Annotated in this window: 20 protein-coding genes; 17 read left to right on the forward strand and 3 right to left on the reverse strand. The window is 46.6% G+C overall.

The features are described from left to right. The first annotated feature begins 6 nt into the window (after positions 1-6). From SPIGRAPES_RS10320 to SPIGRAPES_RS10330, 3 genes are read left to right on the forward strand one after another with little or no spacing between them, the layout of a single operon-like run. Complete coding sequence (locus SPIGRAPES_RS10320; RefSeq protein WP_014270699.1) at positions 7-1,305, forward strand: aminotransferase class I/II-fold pyridoxal phosphate-dependent enzyme; 1,299 nt, start codon at positions 7-9, stop codon at positions 1,303-1,305. Next, positions 1,296-1,685, forward strand: a complete 390-nt coding sequence (locus tag SPIGRAPES_RS10325; RefSeq protein ID WP_014270700.1) for a winged helix-turn-helix domain-containing protein — start codon at positions 1,296-1,298, stop codon at positions 1,683-1,685. Before SPIGRAPES_RS10320 ends, SPIGRAPES_RS10325 begins: the two co-directional genes overlap by 10 nt. Continuing rightward, on the forward strand, positions 1,685-3,019 hold the full coding sequence (locus SPIGRAPES_RS10330) for an ATP-dependent 6-phosphofructokinase (RefSeq protein WP_014270701.1): 1,335 nt from the start codon (positions 1,685-1,687) through the stop codon (positions 3,017-3,019). Before SPIGRAPES_RS10325 ends, SPIGRAPES_RS10330 begins: the two co-directional genes overlap by 1 nt. 606 nt (positions 3,020-3,625) lie before the next feature. On the opposite strand, the gene SPIGRAPES_RS10335 is transcribed toward SPIGRAPES_RS10330, so the two are convergent. Beyond that, entirely contained in the window at positions 3,626-5,188 is a 1,563-nt protein-coding gene (locus tag SPIGRAPES_RS10335; RefSeq protein WP_014270702.1) for a glucose-6-phosphate isomerase, read from the reverse strand. A 69-nt stretch (positions 5,189-5,257) separates the two neighbouring features. Continuing rightward, positions 5,258-5,728 carry an arginine repressor gene (locus tag SPIGRAPES_RS10340; protein WP_014270703.1) on the reverse strand — a complete coding sequence of 157 codons (471 nt, stop codon included), beginning with the start codon at positions 5,726-5,728 and terminating at the stop codon, positions 5,258-5,260. Between the two features lie 174 nt (positions 5,729-5,902). Here SPIGRAPES_RS10340 and SPIGRAPES_RS10345 point away from each other — a divergent pair, with 174 nt between their 5' ends. Genes SPIGRAPES_RS10345 through SPIGRAPES_RS10355 form a run of 3 tightly spaced genes read left to right on the forward strand, consistent with a single transcriptional unit; the run spans position 5,903 to position 8,563 of the window. Next, positions 5,903-6,454 (forward strand): LemA family protein, encoded by a 552-nt coding sequence (locus SPIGRAPES_RS10345; protein ID WP_014270704.1) that lies wholly within the window; start codon positions 5,903-5,905, stop codon positions 6,452-6,454. 1 nt (position 6,455) lies between these two features. Then, positions 6,456-8,312, forward strand: coding sequence for a DUF2207 domain-containing protein (locus SPIGRAPES_RS10350; protein ID WP_014270705.1), 1,857 nt, complete (start codon positions 6,456-6,458; stop codon positions 8,310-8,312). Further along, positions 8,306-8,563 (forward strand): DUF1653 domain-containing protein, encoded by a 258-nt coding sequence (locus SPIGRAPES_RS10355; RefSeq protein WP_014270706.1) that lies wholly within the window; start codon positions 8,306-8,308, stop codon positions 8,561-8,563. The genes SPIGRAPES_RS10350 and SPIGRAPES_RS10355 overlap by 7 nt, the downstream gene beginning before the upstream one ends. A 74-nt stretch (positions 8,564-8,637) precedes the next feature. Here the strand turns inward: SPIGRAPES_RS10355 and SPIGRAPES_RS10360 are convergent, their stop codons facing one another. Beyond that, positions 8,638-8,916, reverse strand: coding sequence for an RNA recognition motif domain-containing protein (locus SPIGRAPES_RS10360; RefSeq protein WP_014270707.1), 279 nt, complete (start codon positions 8,914-8,916; stop codon positions 8,638-8,640). Positions 8,917-9,191: 275 nt separating this feature from the next. Between SPIGRAPES_RS10360 and SPIGRAPES_RS10365 the strand changes: the two genes are divergently transcribed. The 11 genes from SPIGRAPES_RS10365 (at position 9,192) to SPIGRAPES_RS10415 (ending at position 21,212) form a co-directional block, all read left to right on the forward strand. After that, positions 9,192-9,860: a diacylglycerol/polyprenol kinase family protein gene (locus SPIGRAPES_RS10365; protein WP_014270708.1), complete on the forward strand. Its 669-nt coding sequence runs from the start codon at positions 9,192-9,194 to the stop codon at positions 9,858-9,860. After that, entirely contained in the window at positions 9,857-10,735 is an 879-nt protein-coding gene (locus SPIGRAPES_RS10370) for a DUF92 domain-containing protein (RefSeq protein ID WP_014270709.1), read from the forward strand. The genes SPIGRAPES_RS10365 and SPIGRAPES_RS10370 overlap by 4 nt, the downstream gene beginning before the upstream one ends. A gap of 118 nt (positions 10,736-10,853) precedes the next feature. Further along, the gene (groL, locus tag SPIGRAPES_RS10375; protein WP_014270710.1) at positions 10,854-12,488 is read left to right on the forward strand and encodes a chaperonin GroEL; all 1,635 of its coding nucleotides are present in this window, start codon (positions 10,854-10,856) and stop codon (positions 12,486-12,488) included. Between the two features lie 207 nt (positions 12,489-12,695). Next, entirely contained in the window at positions 12,696-13,160 is a 465-nt protein-coding gene (gene yajC, locus SPIGRAPES_RS10380) for a preprotein translocase subunit YajC (RefSeq protein WP_014270711.1), read from the forward strand. 32 nt (positions 13,161-13,192) lie between these two features. After that, positions 13,193-14,920 (forward strand): protein translocase subunit SecD, encoded by a 1,728-nt coding sequence (gene secD, locus SPIGRAPES_RS10385; protein WP_014270712.1) that lies wholly within the window; start codon positions 13,193-13,195, stop codon positions 14,918-14,920. Continuing rightward, a complete protein-coding gene (gene secF, locus SPIGRAPES_RS10390) occupies positions 14,921-16,126 on the forward strand; it encodes a protein translocase subunit SecF (protein WP_014270713.1) in 1,206 nt (401 codons plus the stop codon). Positions 16,127-16,194: 68 nt separating this feature from the next. Beyond that, positions 16,195-17,055: a 4-hydroxy-3-methylbut-2-enyl diphosphate reductase gene (gene ispH / locus SPIGRAPES_RS10395; protein ID WP_014270714.1), complete on the forward strand. Its 861-nt coding sequence runs from the start codon at positions 16,195-16,197 to the stop codon at positions 17,053-17,055. A gap of 3 nt (positions 17,056-17,058) precedes the next feature. Then, positions 17,059-17,730, forward strand: coding sequence for a redox-sensing transcriptional repressor Rex (locus SPIGRAPES_RS10400; RefSeq protein ID WP_014270715.1), 672 nt, complete (start codon positions 17,059-17,061; stop codon positions 17,728-17,730). A 193-nt stretch (positions 17,731-17,923) separates the two neighbouring features. Further along, positions 17,924-18,181: a (2Fe-2S) ferredoxin domain-containing protein gene (locus SPIGRAPES_RS10405; protein ID WP_041384616.1), complete on the forward strand. Its 258-nt coding sequence runs from the start codon at positions 17,924-17,926 to the stop codon at positions 18,179-18,181. 14 nt (positions 18,182-18,195) lie between these two features. Next, entirely contained in the window at positions 18,196-20,022 is a 1,827-nt protein-coding gene (locus SPIGRAPES_RS10410; protein WP_014270717.1) for a [Fe-Fe] hydrogenase large subunit C-terminal domain-containing protein, read from the forward strand. After that, positions 20,019-21,212 (forward strand): SpoIIE family protein phosphatase, encoded by a 1,194-nt coding sequence (locus tag SPIGRAPES_RS10415; protein ID WP_014270718.1) that lies wholly within the window; start codon positions 20,019-20,021, stop codon positions 21,210-21,212. The genes SPIGRAPES_RS10410 and SPIGRAPES_RS10415 overlap by 4 nt, the downstream gene beginning before the upstream one ends. Positions 21,213-21,232: the final 20 nt, after the last annotated feature.

Here is a 21,232-nt window from a genome sequence, read left to right on the forward strand (position 1 = left end):
TCCGTTATGCATGAACTTGCCATCGAATTGAATGAGATATTGAAAGGTACCATCGTTGACGAAATGCTATCCGACGTGGGACGTCGAATGTTTTTCCCCAAGGGGATTGTAGCCCAGAGCGCCGAGGCAAAACTGAAGGCGACTCGCTTCAATGCTACGATAGGTATGGCTACATCTGATGGACAGCCCATGTATCTTAGCGATATCTACAACCAGTTTTCCCAGGATTCCCTGACTCCTGCAGAAATTTTCTCCTATGCAGCAGGCGGTGGAGACCCTCAGCTTCGTGCTCTCTGGAAGGAAATGCTTTTCAAAAAGAATCCTTCACTGCAGGGGAAGCATTTTTCCCTTCCGATCGTAACCGGTGGTTTGACCCACGGGTTGAGTTGTCTGGCCCAGCTTTTTGCCCAGAGTGGTGACACTTTGGTTATTCCCGACCTTGCCTGGGATAACTATGAGCTGATCTTTGCCCAGCAGGTCAATGCGACGGTCAAGACGTTCCCTTTGTATGACGACAAAGGTGGCTTCAATGTGGCTGCCATGAAAGAGGTCCTTGCCTCGGTGAGCGGGGGTAAAGCCCGTATCCTTTTGAATTTTCCCAACAACCCTACCGGGTATACCCCGAGTGAGACTGAGATGAACGCTATCGCAGAGGCCTTGATCGACCTTGCCGAAGATGGCATGAAATTGATGGTTCTTTGTGATGATGCCTATTTCGGTCTGTTCTTTGAAGAGGAGACAGCCAAGGAAGGCCTTTTTACCCGGATAGCAAATGCCCATGACAATATTTTTGCCATCAAGTGTGACGCTGCGACAAAGGAAGATATGGTCTGGGGGTTTAGAATCGGGTTCTTGACCTATGCCTCCAAGTCTTTGACCCCCGCCCAGTACGATGCCTTGAATAAAAAAACCCTTGGGATTATCCGTAGCACGGTTTCCAACTGTGACCGTCCGGGGCAGAGCCTCCTGCTCCATGCGATGCGCGACGGAAAGAACTATCTCAGGGATAAAGAGAATGCCAGATTGGAGATGGCAAAGCGTTTCCATGCGTTGACAAAGGCCTTGGAAAAACATGCCGGTTCCGAGCTGTTGAAACCCTATCCGTATAATAGCGGGTATTTTATGGCATTCAAGTGCAAGGGCAGTTCCGAACAACTCAGGCAATATCTGCTTGAGAAATATCAGGTCGGATGTATCAGCATTAAAGATGATACCCTCCGCCTTGCCTATTGTTCGGTAGAATGTGATAAAATACCAGAATTGGTTGACCTGGTTTACCAGGCTGCTGGCGAAGCATGGAAGTAAAAACAAAAATATACCTGGTCGATGAAGATGGTGAAAAATTCATGGGAATCGGGGTGCTCTGGCTTTTACAACAGGTACAGGAACAGAAGTCGCTTAGAAAAGCAGCGTCTGTTCTCGATCTCTCCTATTCAAAAGCCTTTGGTATGGTTAAGAACCTTGAGAAAAACCTTGGTATTGCTGTCCTTGACCGCAAAAAAGGGGGCGCGAATCGCGATGGTGCGACGCTGACCCCTTTTGCCGAACGGTTTATAGAACTCTATGAAACCTTCGAGCAGGGCGTCAAAGAGCAGGTTTCGATACCATATAACCGATTTTCCGAACAACTTTCCCAATTGCTTGATGAAGCAGGTTCATCGGAAGAATTTCACGGAGGTGTGTGATGAGTTCAAATAAGATTGATTTTTCTATTCCAAGCCTGGGAGAGGCAAAGATTTCCTCCCCTATAATGATGAGTACGACCCATGATGACGGGCAGGCTGACTATGTAACCGACGATGACCATATCTTGTACAGTATCGACACCGATATCGACGAGAAAGGGCATCCTGTTCCCCGCCATGAAGAAACCTTGGAAGTTGCCGGCCCACGTGCGAAAATCTATTTCAACCCAGCTCATGTACATGCCGCAATCTGTACATGTGGGGGAATATGCCCAGGTTTGAATAATGTAATCCGTGCGGTTGTCAGATGTTTCTGGTATCGTTACGGGGTGAGAAGGATCAGCGGAGTCCAGTATGGATACCAGGGCCTTCTCGAAAACAGTCCTTGGCCCTTGATTCCCCTTGACCCCGATGTAGTTGATGACATCCAGGAAAAGGGCGGTACCATTCTCGGTTCTGCCCGCGGTGGTGGAAAACAGGTCGAGGAAATCGTTGATTCGCTTGAGAGGATGAATATAAACATCCTTGTTACCGTCGGCGGTGACGGAACGCTCCGAGGGGCCTTTGATATCAGCGAGGAAGTCAAAAAGAGAGGGCTTAAGATATCTGTTATCGGAATTCCCAAGACAATCGACAATGATCTTTCGTTCATCCAAAGTTCCTTTGGCGTCGATACTGCAGTACAGATGGCAGTCCCTGTTGTTCGCTGTGCCCATATCGAAGCAAAGAATTCAATCCATGGCATCGGGCTTGTAAAGGTCATGGGCCGTGAGTCAGGATTCATTGCGGCAAACACCTCCCTCGCCCAGAGCGATGTCAATTTCTGCCTGATCCCAGAGAATCCGTTCGATCTCGATGGCCCTGAGGGTTTACTTGCAAGGCTGAAGCAGAGAATCCTTGAAAGAAGCCACGCAGTGGTACTCATTTCGGAAGGAGCAGGACAGGACTTGGTTCCCTCTACCGGGGAAACCGACGCCTCGGGCAATGTGAAATACCAGGATATCGGTATTTTCCTCAAAGACAGGATTAATGCCTATTTCAAACAAGAGGGAATCGATACCAATGTCAAGTATATCGATCCTTCATACATCATCCGAAGTGCCCCTGCAGATTCTTTTGACTCGATCTATTGTGCACGGCTTGGTGCTCATGCAGTCCATGCGGCAATGTCAGGAAAAACCCAGGCCTTGATTGCGCAGGTAAACAATAGGTTCGTTCACCTTCCTATCAAAGTGGCGGTAAGTACAAGAAACCATGTGGATCTTGAGGGTTCTCTCTGGAGGGATGTCTTGGAAAATACCAGACAGCCCTTTATGATGAAGAACAAGGATTGACTACTATCCCATTCCCTGAAAAGGCGTTGCAGAAATGTGGCGCCTTTTTTCATTTGTCCGTGTACAAAGAGCCCGTGCCGAGAAAATTCGGATACAGGGCTAGGTGCGTAGGAATGCAAGTATTTATGCATTGATGCAATAATTTTATGAAAAGCGAGTAGGGTTTTTGTTAATTAGTGGCATTGTAACTAAAAGGAATAAAATATTTTTATAAAAAATTGAATAACTGCTTGATTTTTTCTCCCGTTGTTTGTACCGTACAAATCAGAAAGAGAACGACATGCTTCTGCATCCGTTGGATCAGATAGCAATTGATTCGGATTTTTTCTAACCTCCTTTTGTTCCCTCTAGGGTTTAACCTCCTTTTCCCTAGGGGGTTTTTTTATACTTTTGCAAAATAATATGAAAAATGGAACATTATTGGGAAAATATTTGTTTATACACCCTATGTTTTATTTGAAACGCTATTCCATTCATATATTCAAACCTGCTGTTGCAATTTTTTCTACACAAATTGGCCGGCTTACATGGTAGCTTTTAGCAGGAGAAAAGAAAAACGGAGTCCGGGCAAGAAACCTGGACTCCGGGGTTTACCATCATTTTTCTCTAGAGCAGGTCGGCATAGGCTTTTAGGATTGGGTCATCCTTGCATCCTTCGAGCACTTTCTTTGCAAGGATTTTCCCTAGCTGGACACCTTCTTGGTCAAAGCTGTTGAGATTCCAAGCAAAACCCTGGAACATCACCTTGTTTTCATAGTGGGCAAGCAATGCCCCAAGGGTCCTGGCATTGAGGGTCCTGGCGGTAAGCAGGGAAGAATATCGGTTCCCTTCAAATTGTTTGTTGGGGTTTTTGTCGTCTTTTCCCCGGGCGAAGGCTACAATCTGCGCAGCAAGGTTTGCATTGAGTTTTTTCTGACTGGTCGACCCTTCCACCACGATGTCCTTGCCATACTGGGATTCAGAGAACCCAATGAACTGCAAGGCGACGGTATCGGTTCCCTGATGTAACAACTGATAGAAAGAATGTTGTCCATTGGTCCCGCTTTCCCCGAAAATGACCGGTCCTGTTGCATAGGAGACTTTTTCGCCCGAACGGTTCACGTGTTTTCCGTTGCTTTCCATATCCACTTGCTGCAAATGGGCAGGGAACCGGTTCAGGCCCTGGGAATAGGGCAGGATCGCAGTGGTAGGCAAGGCTAGTACGTTGCGAAGGTATACGCCGATAAGGGCATCCATGAGGGCTGCGTTTTTGGTTATGTCATTTTCGAGGGCCATCTTGTCTGCCTCATGGGCTCCTTGTAGTAGTTCTGCAAAGGTTTCATATCCAAAGGCAAGAGAAAGGAGTACTCCACCGACTGCACTGGTGGAGCTGTAACGTCCTCCGATGTAATCATCAATGAAGAAGGCGTCCAATACGGTATCGGATGAAGCAAGGGGGCTGGTTTTGCTGGTAACAGCTACAATATGCCTTGACGGGTCTATTCCCTTGATTCCGCTTGCCTTGATTGCTTCTATCACAAGGTCCCTGTTTGTGAGGGTTTCCAAAGTAGTTCCGCTTTTTGAGACAAGGATGAACAAGGTAGTCTCGAAATCGAGCCCACTTATCACATCGGCGGCATCATCAGGGTCGACGTTGCTGATGAACTTGGCTGCAAGCTGCTTTTCGTCCTGGCTTCCTTTCAAAGCAAGGTAGAGGGCCCTTGGGCCAAGGTCGCTCCCCCCGATTCCAATCTGGACAACGGTGGAAAATGGCTTTCCCGTGGAACCGGTGATTTCCCCCTTACGGACTTTTGAGGAGAACTCTTTGATTTTCTCGAGCTGCCCCTGGTAGAACTTGCCTTTGTCTTCATTATCTGCAAAGACAGGATTCAGTATCTGGCCACGGGTAAGTTGGTGAAGCACCAGACGGTTTTCCCCGGTATTCATTGTTTCCCCGTTCAGCAGGGCTATGTATTTTTCAATTAACTGCTGTTCATTGCTGAGTTCTTGTAAAGTCTGGATGGTTGCCTCGGTAACCGGCATAGCTGCATAGTTATAGGTAAGGCCACCGCCTTCAAGAATGGAAAAGGCTTGGATACGTTCTTTCGTAAGCATGTCTTTCACTGAACAGGGTTCCTGGTTCCTGAGTTTGGCGAACGATGTACAAGAATCGAGATTTTTGAATTCCATTATTTTTTCTCCTCATGACGAAAACGCCCCTCCATTGTATTGGGAGGGGCGTGTATGTGCAAGGCTGCTTTATTCTTCTATTTCAGGTATGCGGGTTTTGAAGCTGTCCTGAAGGTCTTCTTTGCTCATTCCTTCGCGAAGGATTACGAAAATCGTATCGTCGCCTGCAAGGGTTCCCAGTATTTCTGGCAAAGCAAGGACATCGAGGGCGATGCCCACGCTGTTTGCATGTCCGGGTCTGGTTTTGATGACACCGAAATTGCCTGAGAATTCAATAGAGAGGATACCTCTGCGGACGTCTTGTATATAGCTTTTCTCTGATTCGCTTATCAGATCATTTTCGGGAAGGGCGTAATAATATCCTGACCAGCCATCAGATATTTTTCCGACTTTCAGCATTTTTAGGTCTCTCGAAAGGGTGGCCTGCGTTACGTTGTATCCTTCTGTCTTGAGCATTTCAAGTAACGTGTCCTGATTGTCTATACGGTTGTTTTTTATCAATTCTTTTACAACGGCCAACCGGTTGTGTCTTTCCCTCATGGTGATAATTCTCCTGTCTTACTTTATATAAACGGAATATTTATGCGTTTTACACGAATAAAGATACAGTACAATTGTCTGCAATGCAAGATTGAACTGGCCTCTTTTTCTATCAACCCTTGACCGACACTGTATTGTGATGCATGCTAGCGCTATATTGATAAGGAGTGTCATATGGTAGCTGTATTTATTATCATCGCAATCATAGTAGTTCTCGCAATGTATTTTGTTGGGGTATACAATCGGTTGGTCAGACTCAGAAACCAGGGAGAAGAGGCCGCTTCAGCCATTGATGCACATCTGAAACAGAGATATGACCTTGTTCCCAATCTTGTTGAGACCGTAAAAGGGTATGCCAAACATGAGCAGGGAACCCTCACAGCAGTCATTGAAGCTCGGAACAAAGCGATGAGTGCAACCACCCTTGAAGAAAAAGATGCCTTGAACAAAGGCTTTAGCTCGACCTTGAAATCACTTTTTGCACTCAGCGAAGCCTATCCGGACCTGAAAGCAAATGCAGGGTTTTTGGATTTGCAGAAGCAATTGCAGAAAATTGAGGAACAGCTTCTCTCAGCCCGAAAGTACTACAACGCAATTATCAAACAATTCAATACTATTACCGAAGTTTTTCCCTCGTCTCTGGTTGCCTCAATGGCCCATTTTTCTAAAAAACAATACCTTGCAATCGAGGAAGAGGCAAAAGCGCGCGTTGAGGTGAAATTCTAATATGAAAAAATGGTTGATTTCCTTTCTTGTATTGTTTGTCTGTTCATTTGTCTGGGCATCCGACTACTACATAGAAACTTACAACATGGATATCGCCCTCTCGCCGAGTAACGTATATTCCATACGCGAGGATTTTCAGGTCAATTTTTCGATTCCCCGCCATGGGATATTCCGCGAGATTCCTATTCGGTTTGGTAAAAAAAGGGTTGAGCTCACCAATCTCAAAAGTTCTGATCCGATACAGCAGGATTCTGTGTCTGCCGACTATGTGACCTTTCGGCTGGGTTCCGCTGACAAGACGGTTGTGGGGTTGAAGAGCTATGCAATTTCCTATGACTATGATATCGGGGATGATGGATACAGTGACTATGATGAAATGTATTTCAACCTTGTAGGGACAGGTTGGCAATGTCCGATTGCCTCATTTTCCTATACCCTCCATTTTCCCAAGCCAATTGATCCCTCAATGGTATGGTTGACCGGTGGTGCCTATGGTTCAACGCAGCAAGTAGGAGACTATTCCATTTCCGCTGACCGAAAGACCATTACGGGAACAGCCCATAATCTTTCCCCGGGAGAAGCCTTGACCATACGCGTACAGATGCAACAGGGGTATTTTACCGGGATGAGAACCTATCGGGACTATACCGTGCCTGCTTCCCTCCTAGCGGTAATCTTCGGTCTTGCCCTCTGCATCCTTGCCCTGCTTATTTTTAAAAAATATGGTAAAGAGGATTTGTTTGTCCCTGTAGTTCGTTTTGATCCGCCTGAGGGGCTTTCTCCTCTTGAAGTAGGGTATCTTGCAGACGGAAGCGTCGACAACAAGGATTTGACTTCATTGATTTTCTATTGGGCTGACCAAGGGTGCCTGACTATTGAAGAGGAAACCAAGAAGAAGATGACTTTCACCAAAGTGAAGGAACCTGCCACTGAAAAAAAACATGAGCTGCTCTTGTTTGATGCCTTGTTCGACTGCGGTGATGGGTCTAGCGTAACGCTTAAGGAACTGGAAACCAATAAGTTTGCCTCTGCAATGCAACGCGCTAAAAGTGGTGTCCATTCCTACTTCAAGGGAGAGAGGAATCTAAAAAACAGCAAATCTGAATCCAAGCGTATTATCGTTGTACTTTTTGCAGCTTTGGTAGTAGTAGGGAATTCCATCGCGTCTACGGTTATGTATCTTGCAGAGGGAACCCTTACTTTGATGGCCTTTGGTGGGTTCATTGCCCTGGCAAGCGGTTTCATTACTTGGAACATGATGCGCAAATGGGAAATCCTCAGAAGAGGCCAGCAGATTTTCAAAGTGTTTTCCTTTGGGCTCTTTGCTCTGGTTACCTATGCCGTAATGGTTTTCCTGCAGGTTTACCTGATTGGAAACAGTTCCCTCTATGCTATCCTGATGGCAATTCCCTCTACGGTATTTCCTTTGTGCCTTTCTTTTCTTGCAATCGTAATTTCAAAGCGAAGCGACTATGCCAATAGTCTCCTTGAACAGACTGTTGGATACCGGGAGTTTATTGATAAGGTGGAAATTGATAAGCTCAAGATGATGATCGATGATGATCCCCAGCTTTTTTACCATGTACTGGGGTATGCGATTGTCCTTGGACTCGAAGACAAGTGGGCCAAGAAATTCAAGAGCCTTACCCTAGAGCCTCCCAATTGGTATCGTGGTACGAATCCCATGTATGATGCATTGTTTTATAGTGCCCTTGCCCATAGACTCCACTCAAACGTCATGGAACATACGATGTATGCCCAGGCAAAAGGAGGGGCTTCCAGTCCGGTCCGCTCGTCATTTGGGTCGAGCGGCTTCAGTGGAGGCGGGTTCGGAGGCGGAGGTGGCGGTGCATGGTAAAGCAGGAAGTTGATCGAAAGAAGATTGAAAAAGGGGTATACCGTCATTTCAAGGGCGGTCTCTATGAGGTTTTTGATACGGTTATAGATAGTGAGACGCTTTCTACGATGGTATTGTACCGTCCGGAGGGAAGCCAGTCTCTCTGGGTCAGGCCGTACGAAATGTTTGTATCTATGGTCGATCGCGACGGGGTGATCCAAAAGCGGTTTTCGTTCGTGAGGGACTTGGAAAAGGGTTCTCTCCCTGTTTAGCACAAATAAACGGAGCCATCGCTGGCTCCGCCCCATTACTGAATCATAATATATCCAAGTGAAAAAATGCGAAATTAATCGCGGTAGTTATTGCGTGCCGGACGTGGCTTTGCAATTGCCTCGTTGACACGAAGGTTGCGTCCACCCAGATCCTTGCCATCGAGCTGGGAAATTGCGGCATCGGCTGCAGAATCTTCTTCCATCTCTACAAATCCGAACCCCTTGGGGCGACGGGTTTCACGGTCGATGATGATACTGGCACTGAGCACGGTACCATACTGAGAAAACAGGTCCCGAAGTTCTTCCTCGGAAGTGTTGTAACTCATGTTACCAACGTAAATTTTCTTGGCCATAAAAAAGCATCCTTCACAGGTTTGTTCCCTGTATATACAATTATTGCTTCATTTGGCGCAGTCTTGAACTTTTACCTGTCTGCGGGAGCGATTCAGTAACGCACACGGCCATAGGGTAGGATAACGGACTAGCTGCAACTCAAAATCGAAAGCAGATTAACGTTAGCATGAGCAGTATTGCATGTCAATTGAGATAGGGGTTCGTTTAAATAAGGATTTGTTATTCGTGGTCTGTTCCCCTTGCATTTATTTCACCTTCTTTGCATGATACCCCCATGGATAACAATATTGCAGGTTTGGTCGTGTCGTTTATTTTCCTTGGTTCGATAATTGTTTTTGCTATTGCACTGGGGAAATTTGCCAAGGTTTCGAGCGAAACGGTTCGGAAGATAGTTCATGTTGGGGTTTCAAACTGGTGGTTTGTGGAAATGTTCTATTTTACCCAGCTCAAGTTTGCCTTGGTAGGACCGATTGTTTTTATCATTACCAATAGTCTCTTCACGTTTCTTGATTGGGGTAAGGCTATCGGTTTCGATGACCGGAAGCGTAATTACGGGTTGATTTATTTCCCTGTAACTCTCCTTCTTCTTGTCCTTTTACAGTACAACGGATTTCTTTCAAGCCTTGCCTGCCTAATCGGTGTTTTGGTGATGGGGTATGGTGATGGGTTTGCTGCACTGATTGGAAAAAAATGGGGTAAAAAGAAATTGCCGATTCCTTCGGGCGGTAAAACCTATGTAGGGACTCTTGCAATGTTCCTGATAAGTTTGACTATCAGCCTCGTGCTGATTCTTACGCTTTCCTCCCTTCCTTTGGCAACGGCTGTCGGGGTTTCTCTGTTAATAGGTGCTGTCGCTTCCTTGATCGAGGCTATTACCCCGTTGGGGATAGACAATCTGTCAGTCCCCCTGATCTGTGCTTTCATCGCGGGGGTTTTCGTATGAACTCCTTTGCAAACCTAGTTCCCCCGTCAGGTTCTTTTGCAAGCTTTCTCAACGGTTGGTTTTTTTCGCTTGGGGGTGCTTTCTGGATTCTTGCCTTGGTTATGGTTTGTATAGCCCTTGTTTCATATCTGACCAAGCAACTTACCATCGGTGGGGCCTTGTCCTCCCTCTTGGTTGGATTTGGGACTACTTGGGTCCTGGGGTTCGGGGCATTGTTCTCGCTCATGCTTTTCTTTATTGCCGCAGGAGTCCTTGGTGTCATTGGGAGGGGCCGAAAGGCCAAGGAAACTTCCAAGATACAGAAAAAGGGTGGGTGTCGTGATTCCATGCAAGTGTTTGCGAATGGAGGAATGGCCCTTTTGTGTGCTTTGCTGTATGCCCTCTCTCCTTCTATGATCACATTGGTAATGTTCGGTACAGCAATTGCAGAGGCTGCAAGCGATACGTTTGCCGGAGAAGTCGGGATCCTTTCCAAATCAAAGCCCGTATCGATTATCACGGGTAAGCCCATGGCTCCGGGGCTTTCAGGGGCCGTAAGTACCTTGGGAAGCGTAGCCGGTCTGCTTGGTTCTTTCCTGGTCGCCCTTTGTTGGCTCGGAAATTTCCTTCCCCTTTCCGGAAAAAATATTGCCTATGCCTCTGTCATTACCCTTGGAGGGTTTGCAGGTTGTCTGTTTGATAGTATCCTGGGTGCAACGGTACAGGCCCATTATTTCGACGAAAAGTCGGATCTGCTTACTGAGCATCGGTATTTGCATGGGAAGCAACTTCCCTTGGCAAGGGGGATTCATTGGGTAGACAACGATATGGTCAATCTAATAAGTAATATTTTCGGGGCGATTCTTAGTGGAGCTCTTGCACTAGTAATAGGATAATTGGTTTTTTCACTTGCTTCTCAGCGTTTTTATTTGTATGTTACATGTCGGTGGGCGTGACGCTACGCTTTCCCATTCGTTTATTACGAACTAAATATTCTTAAGAGAGGATATATGTATGGCAAAACAATTGCAGTTCAATGAAGAAGCACGCAAGTCATTGGTGACTGGTGTCGAGAAAATTTCCCGTGCAGTGATGGTTACGCTTGGCCCAAAAGGCCGGTTGGTTGTCCTTGACAAGAAATTTGGCGCTCCTACTGTCACAAAGGACGGAGTATCTGTCGCCCGTGAGATCGAGTTGGAAGACCCGTTTGAAAACATGGGTGCCCAGCTGCTTAAAGAGGTAGCAACCAAGACAAATGATGTGGCCGGTGATGGAACAACCACCGCTACCGTTCTTGCCTGGTCAATTACCAAGGAAGGAATGAAGAGTGTCGCTGCCGGAGTCAACCCGATGGGTATCCGCCGCGGTATCGACAAGGCTGTTGCCGATACGATTACTGAAATCAAGAAACAGGCAAAGATGATCAAGGACAAGGAAGAAATTTCCCAGGTTGCTAGCATCAGTGCCAACAATGACCGGACCATCGGTGATGAAATTGCCAATGCGATGGAGAAAGTCGGCCTCGACGGTGTCATTACCGTAGAAGAGTCCAAGACTATCGAAACTACCACCGACTTCGTGGAAGGTATGCAGTTTGACCGTGGCTATCTGTCCTCCTATTTCTGTAACAACCACGATACCATGACCTCTGTCATGGAAGACCCGTTTATCCTTATTTATGACAAGAAAATTTCCAACATGAAAGAACTTCTTCCTGTGCTGGAAAAAGTTGCACAGACCAGTAAACCCCTGTTGATCATCGCAGAAGATGTCGATGGAGAGGCCCTTGCCACTCTGGTTGTCAACAGTGTCCGCGGAATCCTGAATGTCGTAGCCGTCAAGGCTCCTGGATTCGGCGATCGCCGCAAGGCAATGCTCGAGGATATCGCAGTATTGACCGGTGGACAGGTTATCAGCGAAGAACTTGGCCTTAAACTTGAGAATGCAGATATTTCCCAGCTCGGGCGCGCAAAGAATATCAAGGTAGAGAAAGAAAACACCACCATTATCAATGGAAGTGGCAAACAGGCTGATATCAAAGACCGGATTGCCATGATCAAAGCCCAGATTGGTGACACTACCAGTGATTATGATCGCGAGAAGCTTCAGGAACGTTTGGCTAAGCTTGCAGGTGGCGTTGCCGTATTGAACGTCGGTGCAGCTACCGAGGTAGAGCTCAAAGAGAAGAAACACAGGGTTGAAGATGCCCTAAGTGCTACTCGTGCAGCTATCGAAGAGGGTGTAATCCCCGGCGGTGGCGTAGCTCTTGTCCAGGCTGCAAGGGTTCTTGAGAATGCTGATCTCTCCAAGCTTACCGAGGAAGAACGGGTCGGCTACAAGATCGTAAGGCGTGCACTCGAGGAACCGATTCGCCAGATTGCAGAGAATGCAGGTCTTGACGGTTCTATCATTGCAGACAAGTGCAAGAACGAGAAAGCCGGAATCGGATACGATGCCGAGAACATGAGATGGGTCAATATGTCCGAAAGCGGCATCATCGATCCTGTGAAGGTAACTCGCAGTGCATTGCAGAATGCAGCTTCGATTGCTGCATTGATTCTTACCACCGAATGTGCCATCACTGATATCCCAGCACCGGCAGGTCCTGCTATGCCAGCTGGCGGAGAGGGAATGGGCGGAATGATGTAAGGGGAAAAACCTCTGGGAGAGGCCGCGAAGAAGCGATTCTTTGCGGCCTTATTCATGTTTATCCCTAGTCTGAATACTGCTAATGGTAAAACTTGACTACCATAGCTTGAACGTGCTACTTTTATCGGTACTTGGAAAATTGGATGCGAATAGCGTATTCCATCTCTTTCAGGCATCCGATTTCTATCTAAAAGCGAGGATTCAACCATGCTGTCATTACTTAGTGCTTTGGCGACTCCAGAAAGTTCAGGGGCTGCATCTGGCTCCACCGGTTCGATGATGACGACGTTCGTTACGTTTGGCCTTATCATCGTTATCTTTTATTTCTTAATTATCAGGCCACAAAAGAAACGGGACAAAGAAACCAAGGACATGCTTTCATCTATCAAGAAGGGAGACAAAGTGGTATCCATTGGTGGAATTCATGGCACGGTTATGGCTGTTAAGGAAACTACCGTCGTTGTGAAGGTTGATGACAATACCCGTATGGAATTCTCCAAGAGTGCAATCAGCAACATCGTTGACCGAAAGGCTGAACCTGCTTCTGCTTCCAAGAAAAAGGGGAAGAAAGAGTCCAAGGCCGACGAGAAAGTAGAGAAAGTGAGTGCTCCTGAGAAGGATGCTGCCACCGATGCGACCGTTATTGAGACAGCCCCTGAGACTGACAAATAATATAAAACTATAGAGACATTCTGGAGAGTATCATGAAAAAACGGAGTCGTCTGGTGATTGTTCTTTTGGTTGTTCTGATGTGTGGGTACTTTTTGTATCCTACATTCAAGTGGTACACCGCTGTACCTAAGGCTACCAAAGAATTGGCAACAGGCTCGAACGTGCAGATCAAGGAATATTCACGCGGACAAGCTTCGCGGGACCTTCGTGCACTTAAGGAATTGGTGGCGAAGGATTCCCAAGCAGCCCTTCCTGACGAGTATGGGTATCTGAAGGACGTGGCCAAGGCCAACTATAAAGCAATGAAACAGCCAGTTCCCAAGACTTGGACAGTAGAAGCTCTCTTTGGTGGTTTCTACAATGAACAGGGGTTGTTTGATTCCTGCGAAGACCATTATCGTACGGAACTGCTTGCCTACAAAAAACTAAGTAACAAAGCACTTCAACTTGGCTTGGACCTCCGTGGAGGTATGAGCATACTGCTTGAAGCTGACAAGGCTTCCTACGAGGAAAAGAAGGGTTCTTCTGTTTCCGCCGGTGAAGTTACTGCTGCTGTTAATCAGGATATCGAAATCCTGGAAAAAAGAATTGACCAGTTTGGCGTAAGTGAACCGGTTATTCGTTTACAGGGTACCGATCAGATTTTGGTTGAGATTCCAGGAGCTGCAGACCCTGAACGAGTGAACTCGTTCCTTAGGGGAAAAGGGTCCTTGGTTTTCAAAATGGTTGATCCTGACCTTACAAGCCAGTTGACTGAGTACTATAAGGCAAATCCTTCAGAGGTTTATACCGATGCAGGTGTGCTGAAACAGCCAGATTTCCTCCCTGCAGGAAAGATTGCAACCGGTTATTACGTGAGTGATAACTATGGGATTGACGAGCTGAAAAGCTTTGTAGTAGTCAATGAGGAAGTTGGTCTTGACGGTAGCCATTTGCAGAGTGCCACGACAAGTACTGATGGAATTACCGGTAAACCTGTTGTAAATTTCCAGCTTGATGATGTTGGCGGAGATGTTTTCTATAAACTTACTTCAACCCATGTCAATGAGACTTTGGCTGTCGTAATGGATGGAAAAGTCAAGGCAATGGCAAATATCAACGAAGGAATCCGTAGTTCGGTTCAGATTTCTGGATTTACCTCAGCTGAAGCCAGTGACCTTGCCATCGTGCTTCGTACTGCAGCCCTGCCTATCGAGTTGATTGTTTCCAGCCAGCAGGCTGTCGGCGCTACCCTAGGTGAAGATGCCGTTGCAGTTGGTTTGAAAGCCATTGCCATTGGATTGGTGCTTGTTGTAATCCTGATGTTTGCCTTCTACAGTATAAGTGGATTGGTTGCCGACCTTGCTTTGATATTCAACCTGTTCATCATGATGGCTATCCTTTCTGCTTTCAATTTTACCTTGACGCTCACCAGTGTTGCCGGTCTTATCCTGACTTTGGGTATGGCAGTCGATACAAACGTTATTATCTTTGAAAGAATGAAAGAAGAACGTCGTCTGAAGAAGACCGCTCAGGCCTCCGTTAAAGCAGGTTTTGACAAGGCGTTCTGGACCATTATGGATGCAAATATCACAACGATCATTGCAGCACTGGTTCTTTCCCAGCTTGGAAGCAGTACGGTCAAGGGTTTTGCAAACACCTTGGCAATCGGTATCATAAGCTCCTTGTTCACTGCCTTGTTTGTATCTCACTTGATTTTTGATGCAGCAGTTACAGACCGTGAAGGGAAAAAGTTGCATATCAGCTGGAGGAAAAACTAAATGCTCAAGAAAGATATTCCTGTTATCAAATTCCGCTGGTATACCAGCGCTTTGGCAGTAATCCTTTTGATTTCTGGCATTGTTGCCCTTATTGTCAACGGCGGGTTTAACCTCGGCGTAGATTTTGAGAGCGGCTTAAGCCAGCGGATTCAATTTGCTCCTACTGGTTTGACTGTCTCCTATTCCGGTGGCGATGATGCAACCCTCTCCATTTCAGGTTCTTCCCTTTTGCTGGAAGTCCGTGGTGCTGATGGTGTTTCCACTACTGTTCTTGATTCGGTTGGCTATCCAACTGCTGCAGACCTTGCAAAGGGCCTGTCCAGCGTAGCCAAGATATCGACAACGGTTGTGGATGGTTCCTTGAAGACTGAAAATCTGCTTTCAGGTTATGGGTTCCCTGCAACCCTTACCGCAGAGCCGACTCTCTTGAACTTCCAGGCAACCGGTGACAAAACCATAGAGACTATCCGTGAGGCCCTCTCTTCCCTCGGGAACGTTAAGGTCCAGACCGTTGGGGCTAGCGAGAACCAGACTTTCCAGGTCAGGCTCGGGATCAAAGACGGTGACACACAGTCCTCCATGGAGAGTGCAGTCAAGGCTGCCCTTGATTCCTATTTCGGTAAGGGAAGTGCTGTTATCCTCCAGAGTGATTACATCGGTGCAAAATTCAGTGCTACTTTGGTTTCAAGCTCCATTCTCGCAATTATCGTTGCGATGGGTTTGATTCTGGTGTATGTCTGGATTCGATTCCGTTTTGCTTTCGCCGTTTCTTCGTTGATTGCCCTTATGCACGACATTTTGATGATGCTGGGTGTTATAGCTATTTTCCGGTTTGAGTTCTCAGGTACCACCATTGCGGCACTTTTGACAATCATCGGTTATTCGTTGAACAACACCATAGTCATTTTTGACCGTGTCCGTGAAAACATCAGCCTGAATAAAGGGGCAACACTTGCCTCCCAGATTGATAAGAGCGTAACGCAGTCAATGACAAGAACGATGATGAGTGGTATTACAACCTTGATTGCAATTATGCCTCTGGCGATTTTCGCTTCTGGTGACATCAAGATGTTCGCTATCAATATGGGCTTCGGAATTATTTTCGGTACCTATTCATCTAACTTCCTTGCACCTTCCTTCCTGTACTGGATCAGTAAGGCGCAGAAAAAAGATAATGCGGTTGAAAAGGCGCCTAAAAAGGTCTGATCCCCTGTATTTTGCTAATTGCGCCGCCGTAGGGATTCCTTGCGGCGGCGTTTTGCATTGGAGGCACAATGGAACTTATCCTTTCCGATACCATGGGCTATTGTGGAGGGGTCTCCCGGGCAATCGATTTGGTTGAACAAGCAATCAAGACGGCAAGGGAGAGCGGAAAACCTGTCTATTCAGTTGGGAATGTAATTCACAATACCCAGGTTTGCGATTCATTCTCCCGTGAAGGTCTCATAGCTATCGAATCTCCAGAAGGTCATGATCCGGGGTATGTGGTTCTCAGGGCCCATGGGGTTCCTGACCGGCTCCATCGGGTTTTCCTTGAGGCCGGGTTTACTGTAATCGATGCAACTTGTCCTGTCGTTAAGAGAAACTTGTCCCTCCTTGCCGAATATTGTGCGGAGTATTCAATCATTGTCATAGGGAAAGAAGGTCACCCGGAAACAATTGCGCTCCAGGGCGTTGAAAGGGATGGCAAGGTGTGCCCTACTATACTGATTAGTGAAAGCAGTCAGGTTTTACAGCTTCCCAAAGGCAAAAAATTTGCGGTATTTGTCCAGACCACGTTTGAAAGAACCGTTTGGGATGAAATACGGGTTGCTTTGCATATGATGGAAAAAGAGGGAAGGTCGTTTGTTTTCGCCAATAATGTATGTCCTAGTTCCCGTAATAGGCGCAACGCAGCCTTGCGGTTATGTTCACAGTGTGATGCTATTATAGTAATTGGTGGGAAAAATAGTGCAAACACTACTGCGTTGTATCAATTGATCAAGCAACAAGGCAAGAAAGTGTGGCATATTGAAACAGAGCAAGAGGTAACGGAGGAAATGCGCTCATACTCGCCTTTGGGACTTACCGCCGGGGCTTCTACACCTCCGTCGACCATCGAAACCGTAAGAATGAAATTAATGGAGGAAAAATAAACTATGGAAGATTTAAAACGGGGTATTCCGATACCTACAATCAAAAGATTTCCTTCATATCTGAGGTTGCTCAGGCAATACCTGGAAGAAGGTAAGGAAATGGTCTCTGCAACTACCTTAGCCGAGGAACTTGGATTGAAGCCAATACAGGTGAGAAAAGATATTTCTTGCACGGGGATTGAAGGGAAACCTAAAGTAGGGTTCATCATCTCCTATCTTATCGAAGCTATCGTGCATACCCTGGGTTGGGATAATGCAACCGATGCAGTGCTCATCGGTGCCGGCCATCTTGGTTCAGCTTTAGCAAGATATGAAGGTTTCGAGAGCTATGGATTGAAAATTGTTGCTGCATTTGATATCGACAAGGATAAGTGTGGGACAAAACTTGGGGAGGTCCCGGTGTTCCCCCTCGAAAGTCTGAAGGGCTATATCAAGGAAAACCATGTGAATATCGGGGTTGTGGCGGTTCCGGCAATCCAGGCACAGGGCATTGCAGAGCTTCTGGTAGAATGTGGTATTGTAGCGATTTGGAACTTTGCCCCGAAGGATTTGAAGCTCCCGGAGAATGTTGTTGTCCAGAGGACAGATCTTGCTACGAGTTTTGCTGTCTTGTCTGCGAAAGTCAAACGAAAGATAGCAAATGATGAGCTGTCTGGCGAAGTTGATGAATGGTAGATGATGGGAAGCGGTAATAGTGGTATTCTGTGCAGATGTAAAATAATGTGTAATCAGTAATATTAAAACTATAAAAAACAGGGTTAAGATTCATATAATCATGTAAAAAGTATAATTAATTTTAAAAAAAGATTGATTGTTGACTCTTTAGCGGGAAATTGTTAACATCTTTTTATAAAAAATGGGGTTTGTAATGGAAAAGGTAAAGGTTGAATTGTGCATGGGTAGTTCTTGTTTTGCCCGGGGAAATTCGCAGGCGCTTGCTAATCTGGAAAGTTATATTTCCGAGAATCATCTGGAAGACCGCGTAGAATTGATCGGGCATCTTTGCCTTGGAGCCTGTTCAAGTGGTCCTAACATGAAAATAGATGATATCTCTTTTTCTGGTGTCCGCAGTGAATGTGTTGTAGACTTGCTCATCGATGCCCTCAATCGAAAAGATAACTCCTAAGGGCGGAGGCCACAATGATTCATCCGATTTACACTGAACTGACAGAATGCCGGGATTGCTATAAATGTGTTCGCTCTTGTCCTGTAAAAGCCATTCAGGTAAAGGATGGGTCGGCTGTCGTAGTAAAAGACCGGTGTATTTATTGTGGCCATTGTGTCGATACCTGTCCTTCCCATGCAAAGAAAATCAGAAATGATATTGCACGGGTACAACTCTTTTTGAAAAGCGGGAGAAAGGTATACTGCAGCCTTGCCCCATCGGTGTCCTCCGAGTTTCCCCAGTCGGTAGACGCTTTGCTCGTTGCCCTGAAGCGATTGGGGTTCACTGGAATCAGTGAAACTGCCATAGGGGCTACCCTTGTCAGTGCCGGTATCGAAAGATATGCAGAGGAACATGGTGGGGAATGCCCTTGGATTTCTACAGCCTGCCCCACTGTCGTGCAGTTAGTGAAAAAATATTATCCACAACTGGTTCCCAATCTAAGCAAAATGCCTTCCCCCTTGCAGTGCCATAGCGCCTACCTAAGGTCTCTTTATGGGGAGGATATCGGTATTGTGTTTATCGGCCCCTGTATTGCAAAGAAAGTGGAAGCTGACGATACCCCAGGATACCCCGATTTTGCCCTTACTTTCGGGGAATTGAGGACTTGGCTTGAGAGGGAGAACCTTGATCTCGATACCATAGAGAATGAGTTGGATGCCCACCAAGTGGAAATTCCGCCGTTTGTGCCCTGTTCTGCAGGCAAGTCGACACTCTACCCGGTTGAGGGTGGAATGATTGCTTCCATGAAATGGGGTAGCGATCCTTTTCAAACCAAGGCAGTGGCTATCAGTGGTTCTGAACAGGTTCTTGGAACCTTGAGGGAATTACAGCCACTGGGCTCTGGCCAGAATGCAGATTTTTTGGAGCTGCTTTTTTGTGAGGGGGGTTGTATCAACGGTCCTGGGAGTATCCCCGGCAAATCTTCGGCATTTAAGAAAGGGTATGCAAGCAGATTTACAAGAAGGCGTATAGAAAAACCAATAGAGACCTTCCAGGCTCCTCCTTCTTTTGTGGAGAGACTACTCAAGGAAGGGTATAGGATTATCAGGGAACCCGAAGTCGGTATATCCGCTCTGCCAGGAGTGTTTTCAGCAAAACACAAGGAAGACGAAATCCAGAAGGCTCTCAAAGCCTTGGGGAAAACAGATAGGAGTGACGAACTCGATTGTGGTGGGTGTGGCTATAATAGTTGCCGGGAAATGGCGATTGCCTATCTTGACGGCATGGCGGAACCCGAAATGTGTGTAACCAAAATGCGTAAAGAAGCCCAGAGCAAAATTGATGTTCTTCTAAGGACTATACCCATTGGTGTCGTAATAGCCGATGACCAGCTTCGTATCGTAGACTGCAACAGCGGTTTTCTCAATCTTTTCGGGGATGTAGATTATCCTGTTGAAAAAGAAATCCTGGACCTTATCAGTGGGTTGCCCCTTGAGCGGTTTGTCCCTTTCATTGATAAGTTCCAAGAACAGTTTTCGAATGCGAAAACCGAGCAATACCGATTACATTACAAGGACAAATTTCTTCGGGTTACCTTTTTCTCCGTTGAGAAACAGAGGTTGGTAGGGGCTTTATTTGAAGATATCACCACGCCTACGGTCCGAAGGGAGACTGTCGTCAAAAAGGCTGAGGATGTTATCCAGAAGAGTCTGGAGACGGTCCAGCAGATTGCCTCTCTGCTGGGAGAGAACGCCGCCGATACGGAAATAATGCTCAATAGCCTCATTGATGCATTCAAAGTACCGGGTAACGGGGAGATTGATGGATTTACCCGCGATGACCAACAGGATTTTTCATGAATGATATTTTCATCGATGTAGACTATGCACAGATGTACAAGCATGGTCAGCAAATTGGAGGAGACGTATTTCTCTTGTCCCGTAATCCTGAGAGCGATCAGATTGTCTGTACGCTCAGTGATGGGTTGGGAAGTGGCGTAAAAGCCAATGTATTGGCCAGCCTGACAGCACATATGGCACATAAATTGAGCTTCAGTCCAATGGATCTTACACACTCTGCGAAGATTATCATGAATACTCTTCCGGTCTGCAAGGAAAGGAAGATAAGCTACTCGACCTTTACCATTGCCGATATCCGTCACCTTTCCCTTGACGATATTCGAGTGAACCTTGTTGAATATGACAACCCGCTTTCCCTGCATTTCAAGGGGAGTGAGTGTCTTTCCTGGAACCGTGAGAAGATTGACCTGATGCGTGAGGGAGCCTTCAAGAAAGAAGAGCTGATCTGTTCCCATTTTAAACTTGAGGTCGGCGACCGTCTCATTATGTTCAGCGATGGGGTGACCCAGGCGGGTCTGGGCAAGGCATTGCCTTTGGGGTGGCGACTGGATGGAGTGAAGAAATATGCTGCACAGGTAATAGAGAAGAATCCGGGGATTTCGTCCCATGATCTTTCTCTTGCCATCGTCCAGAAAGCAAATACCTTGGATGGATTATCTTCCAAGGATGATATTACTTGTGTGGCTGTGTATGTCAGGGCTCCGAGGAGAACAGTCGTAGTGACTGGACCTCCGTTTACCAAAGACAAGGATGCCTTGCTTGGTGAAAAACTAAAGCAATTCGAAGGCAAGAAAATTGTTAGTGGCGGCACTACTGCCTTGATCGTTTCCCGGCTGTTTGACAAAAAGCTTAAAGTTGACATGCATTGTTGGTCACCGGATGTCCCCCCTTCCTCCACCATGGAGGGTGTCGACTTGGTAACAGAGGGGATGCTTACCCTTAGCAAGGTAGCAAATGTTTTGGAGGCAAAGACTCCGACGAATAAGCTCCCCTGCGATGCCGTAAAGAAATTTGTTGAGATTTTGCAGGATAGTGACCAAGTGCATTTCATTGTAGGAACTAAAATCAACGAGGCTCACCAGGACCCCAACATTCCTGTGGAAATCGGGATCAGGCGGACCATTATCGGTAGGCTGCGGAAAGCCCTCGAAGATAATTATTTAAAAGAAACCTCGCAAGAATACTTGTAGGGGAAATGTAGAGAGGAGTT

The organism is Sphaerochaeta pleomorpha str. Grapes (assembly GCF_000236685.1).
In the GTDB taxonomy this organism is placed as follows: Bacteria; Spirochaetota; Spirochaetia; order Sphaerochaetales; family Sphaerochaetaceae; genus Sphaerochaeta; species Sphaerochaeta pleomorpha.

Excerpts from the sequence above, each read along its gene's own strand:
- SPIGRAPES_RS10350 (WP_014270705.1), top strand. The coding sequence starts at position 6,456 with ATGAAAAAATGGTTGATTTCCTTTCTTGTATTGTTTGTCTGTTCATTT.
- SPIGRAPES_RS10340 (WP_014270703.1), bottom strand. The coding sequence starts at position 5,728 with ATGAGGGAAAGACACAACCGGTTGGCCGTTGTAAAAGAATTGATAAAA.
- secD (WP_014270712.1), top strand. The coding sequence starts at position 13,193 with ATGAAAAAACGGAGTCGTCTGGTGATTGTTCTTTTGGTTGTTCTGATG.
- SPIGRAPES_RS10335 (WP_014270702.1), bottom strand. The coding sequence starts at position 5,188 with ATGGAATTCAAAAATCTCGATTCTTGTACATCGTTCGCCAAACTCAGG.
- SPIGRAPES_RS10330 (WP_014270701.1), top strand. The coding sequence starts at position 1,685 with ATGAGTTCAAATAAGATTGATTTTTCTATTCCAAGCCTGGGAGAGGCA.
- ispH (WP_014270714.1), top strand. The coding sequence starts at position 16,195 with ATGGAACTTATCCTTTCCGATACCATGGGCTATTGTGGAGGGGTCTCC.
- SPIGRAPES_RS10325 (WP_014270700.1), top strand. The coding sequence starts at position 1,296 with ATGGAAGTAAAAACAAAAATATACCTGGTCGATGAAGATGGTGAAAAA.
- SPIGRAPES_RS10415 (WP_014270718.1), top strand. The coding sequence starts at position 20,019 with ATGAATGATATTTTCATCGATGTAGACTATGCACAGATGTACAAGCAT.
- SPIGRAPES_RS10320 (WP_014270699.1), top strand. The coding sequence starts at position 7 with ATGCATGAACTTGCCATCGAATTGAATGAGATATTGAAAGGTACCATC.
- SPIGRAPES_RS10405 (WP_041384616.1), top strand. The coding sequence starts at position 17,924 with ATGGAAAAGGTAAAGGTTGAATTGTGCATGGGTAGTTCTTGTTTTGCC.
- SPIGRAPES_RS10355 (WP_014270706.1), top strand. The coding sequence starts at position 8,306 with ATGGTAAAGCAGGAAGTTGATCGAAAGAAGATTGAAAAAGGGGTATAC.
- SPIGRAPES_RS10365 (WP_014270708.1), top strand. The coding sequence starts at position 9,192 with ATGGATAACAATATTGCAGGTTTGGTCGTGTCGTTTATTTTCCTTGGT.
- SPIGRAPES_RS10360 (WP_014270707.1), bottom strand. The coding sequence starts at position 8,916 with ATGGCCAAGAAAATTTACGTTGGTAACATGAGTTACAACACTTCCGAG.
- SPIGRAPES_RS10410 (WP_014270717.1), top strand. The coding sequence starts at position 18,196 with ATGATTCATCCGATTTACACTGAACTGACAGAATGCCGGGATTGCTAT.
- SPIGRAPES_RS10370 (WP_014270709.1), top strand. The coding sequence starts at position 9,857 with ATGAACTCCTTTGCAAACCTAGTTCCCCCGTCAGGTTCTTTTGCAAGC.
- yajC (WP_014270711.1), top strand. The coding sequence starts at position 12,696 with ATGCTGTCATTACTTAGTGCTTTGGCGACTCCAGAAAGTTCAGGGGCT.
- SPIGRAPES_RS10400 (WP_014270715.1), top strand. The coding sequence starts at position 17,059 with ATGGAAGATTTAAAACGGGGTATTCCGATACCTACAATCAAAAGATTT.
- SPIGRAPES_RS10345 (WP_014270704.1), top strand. The coding sequence starts at position 5,903 with ATGGTAGCTGTATTTATTATCATCGCAATCATAGTAGTTCTCGCAATG.
- groL (WP_014270710.1), top strand. The coding sequence starts at position 10,854 with ATGGCAAAACAATTGCAGTTCAATGAAGAAGCACGCAAGTCATTGGTG.
- secF (WP_014270713.1), top strand. The coding sequence starts at position 14,921 with ATGCTCAAGAAAGATATTCCTGTTATCAAATTCCGCTGGTATACCAGC.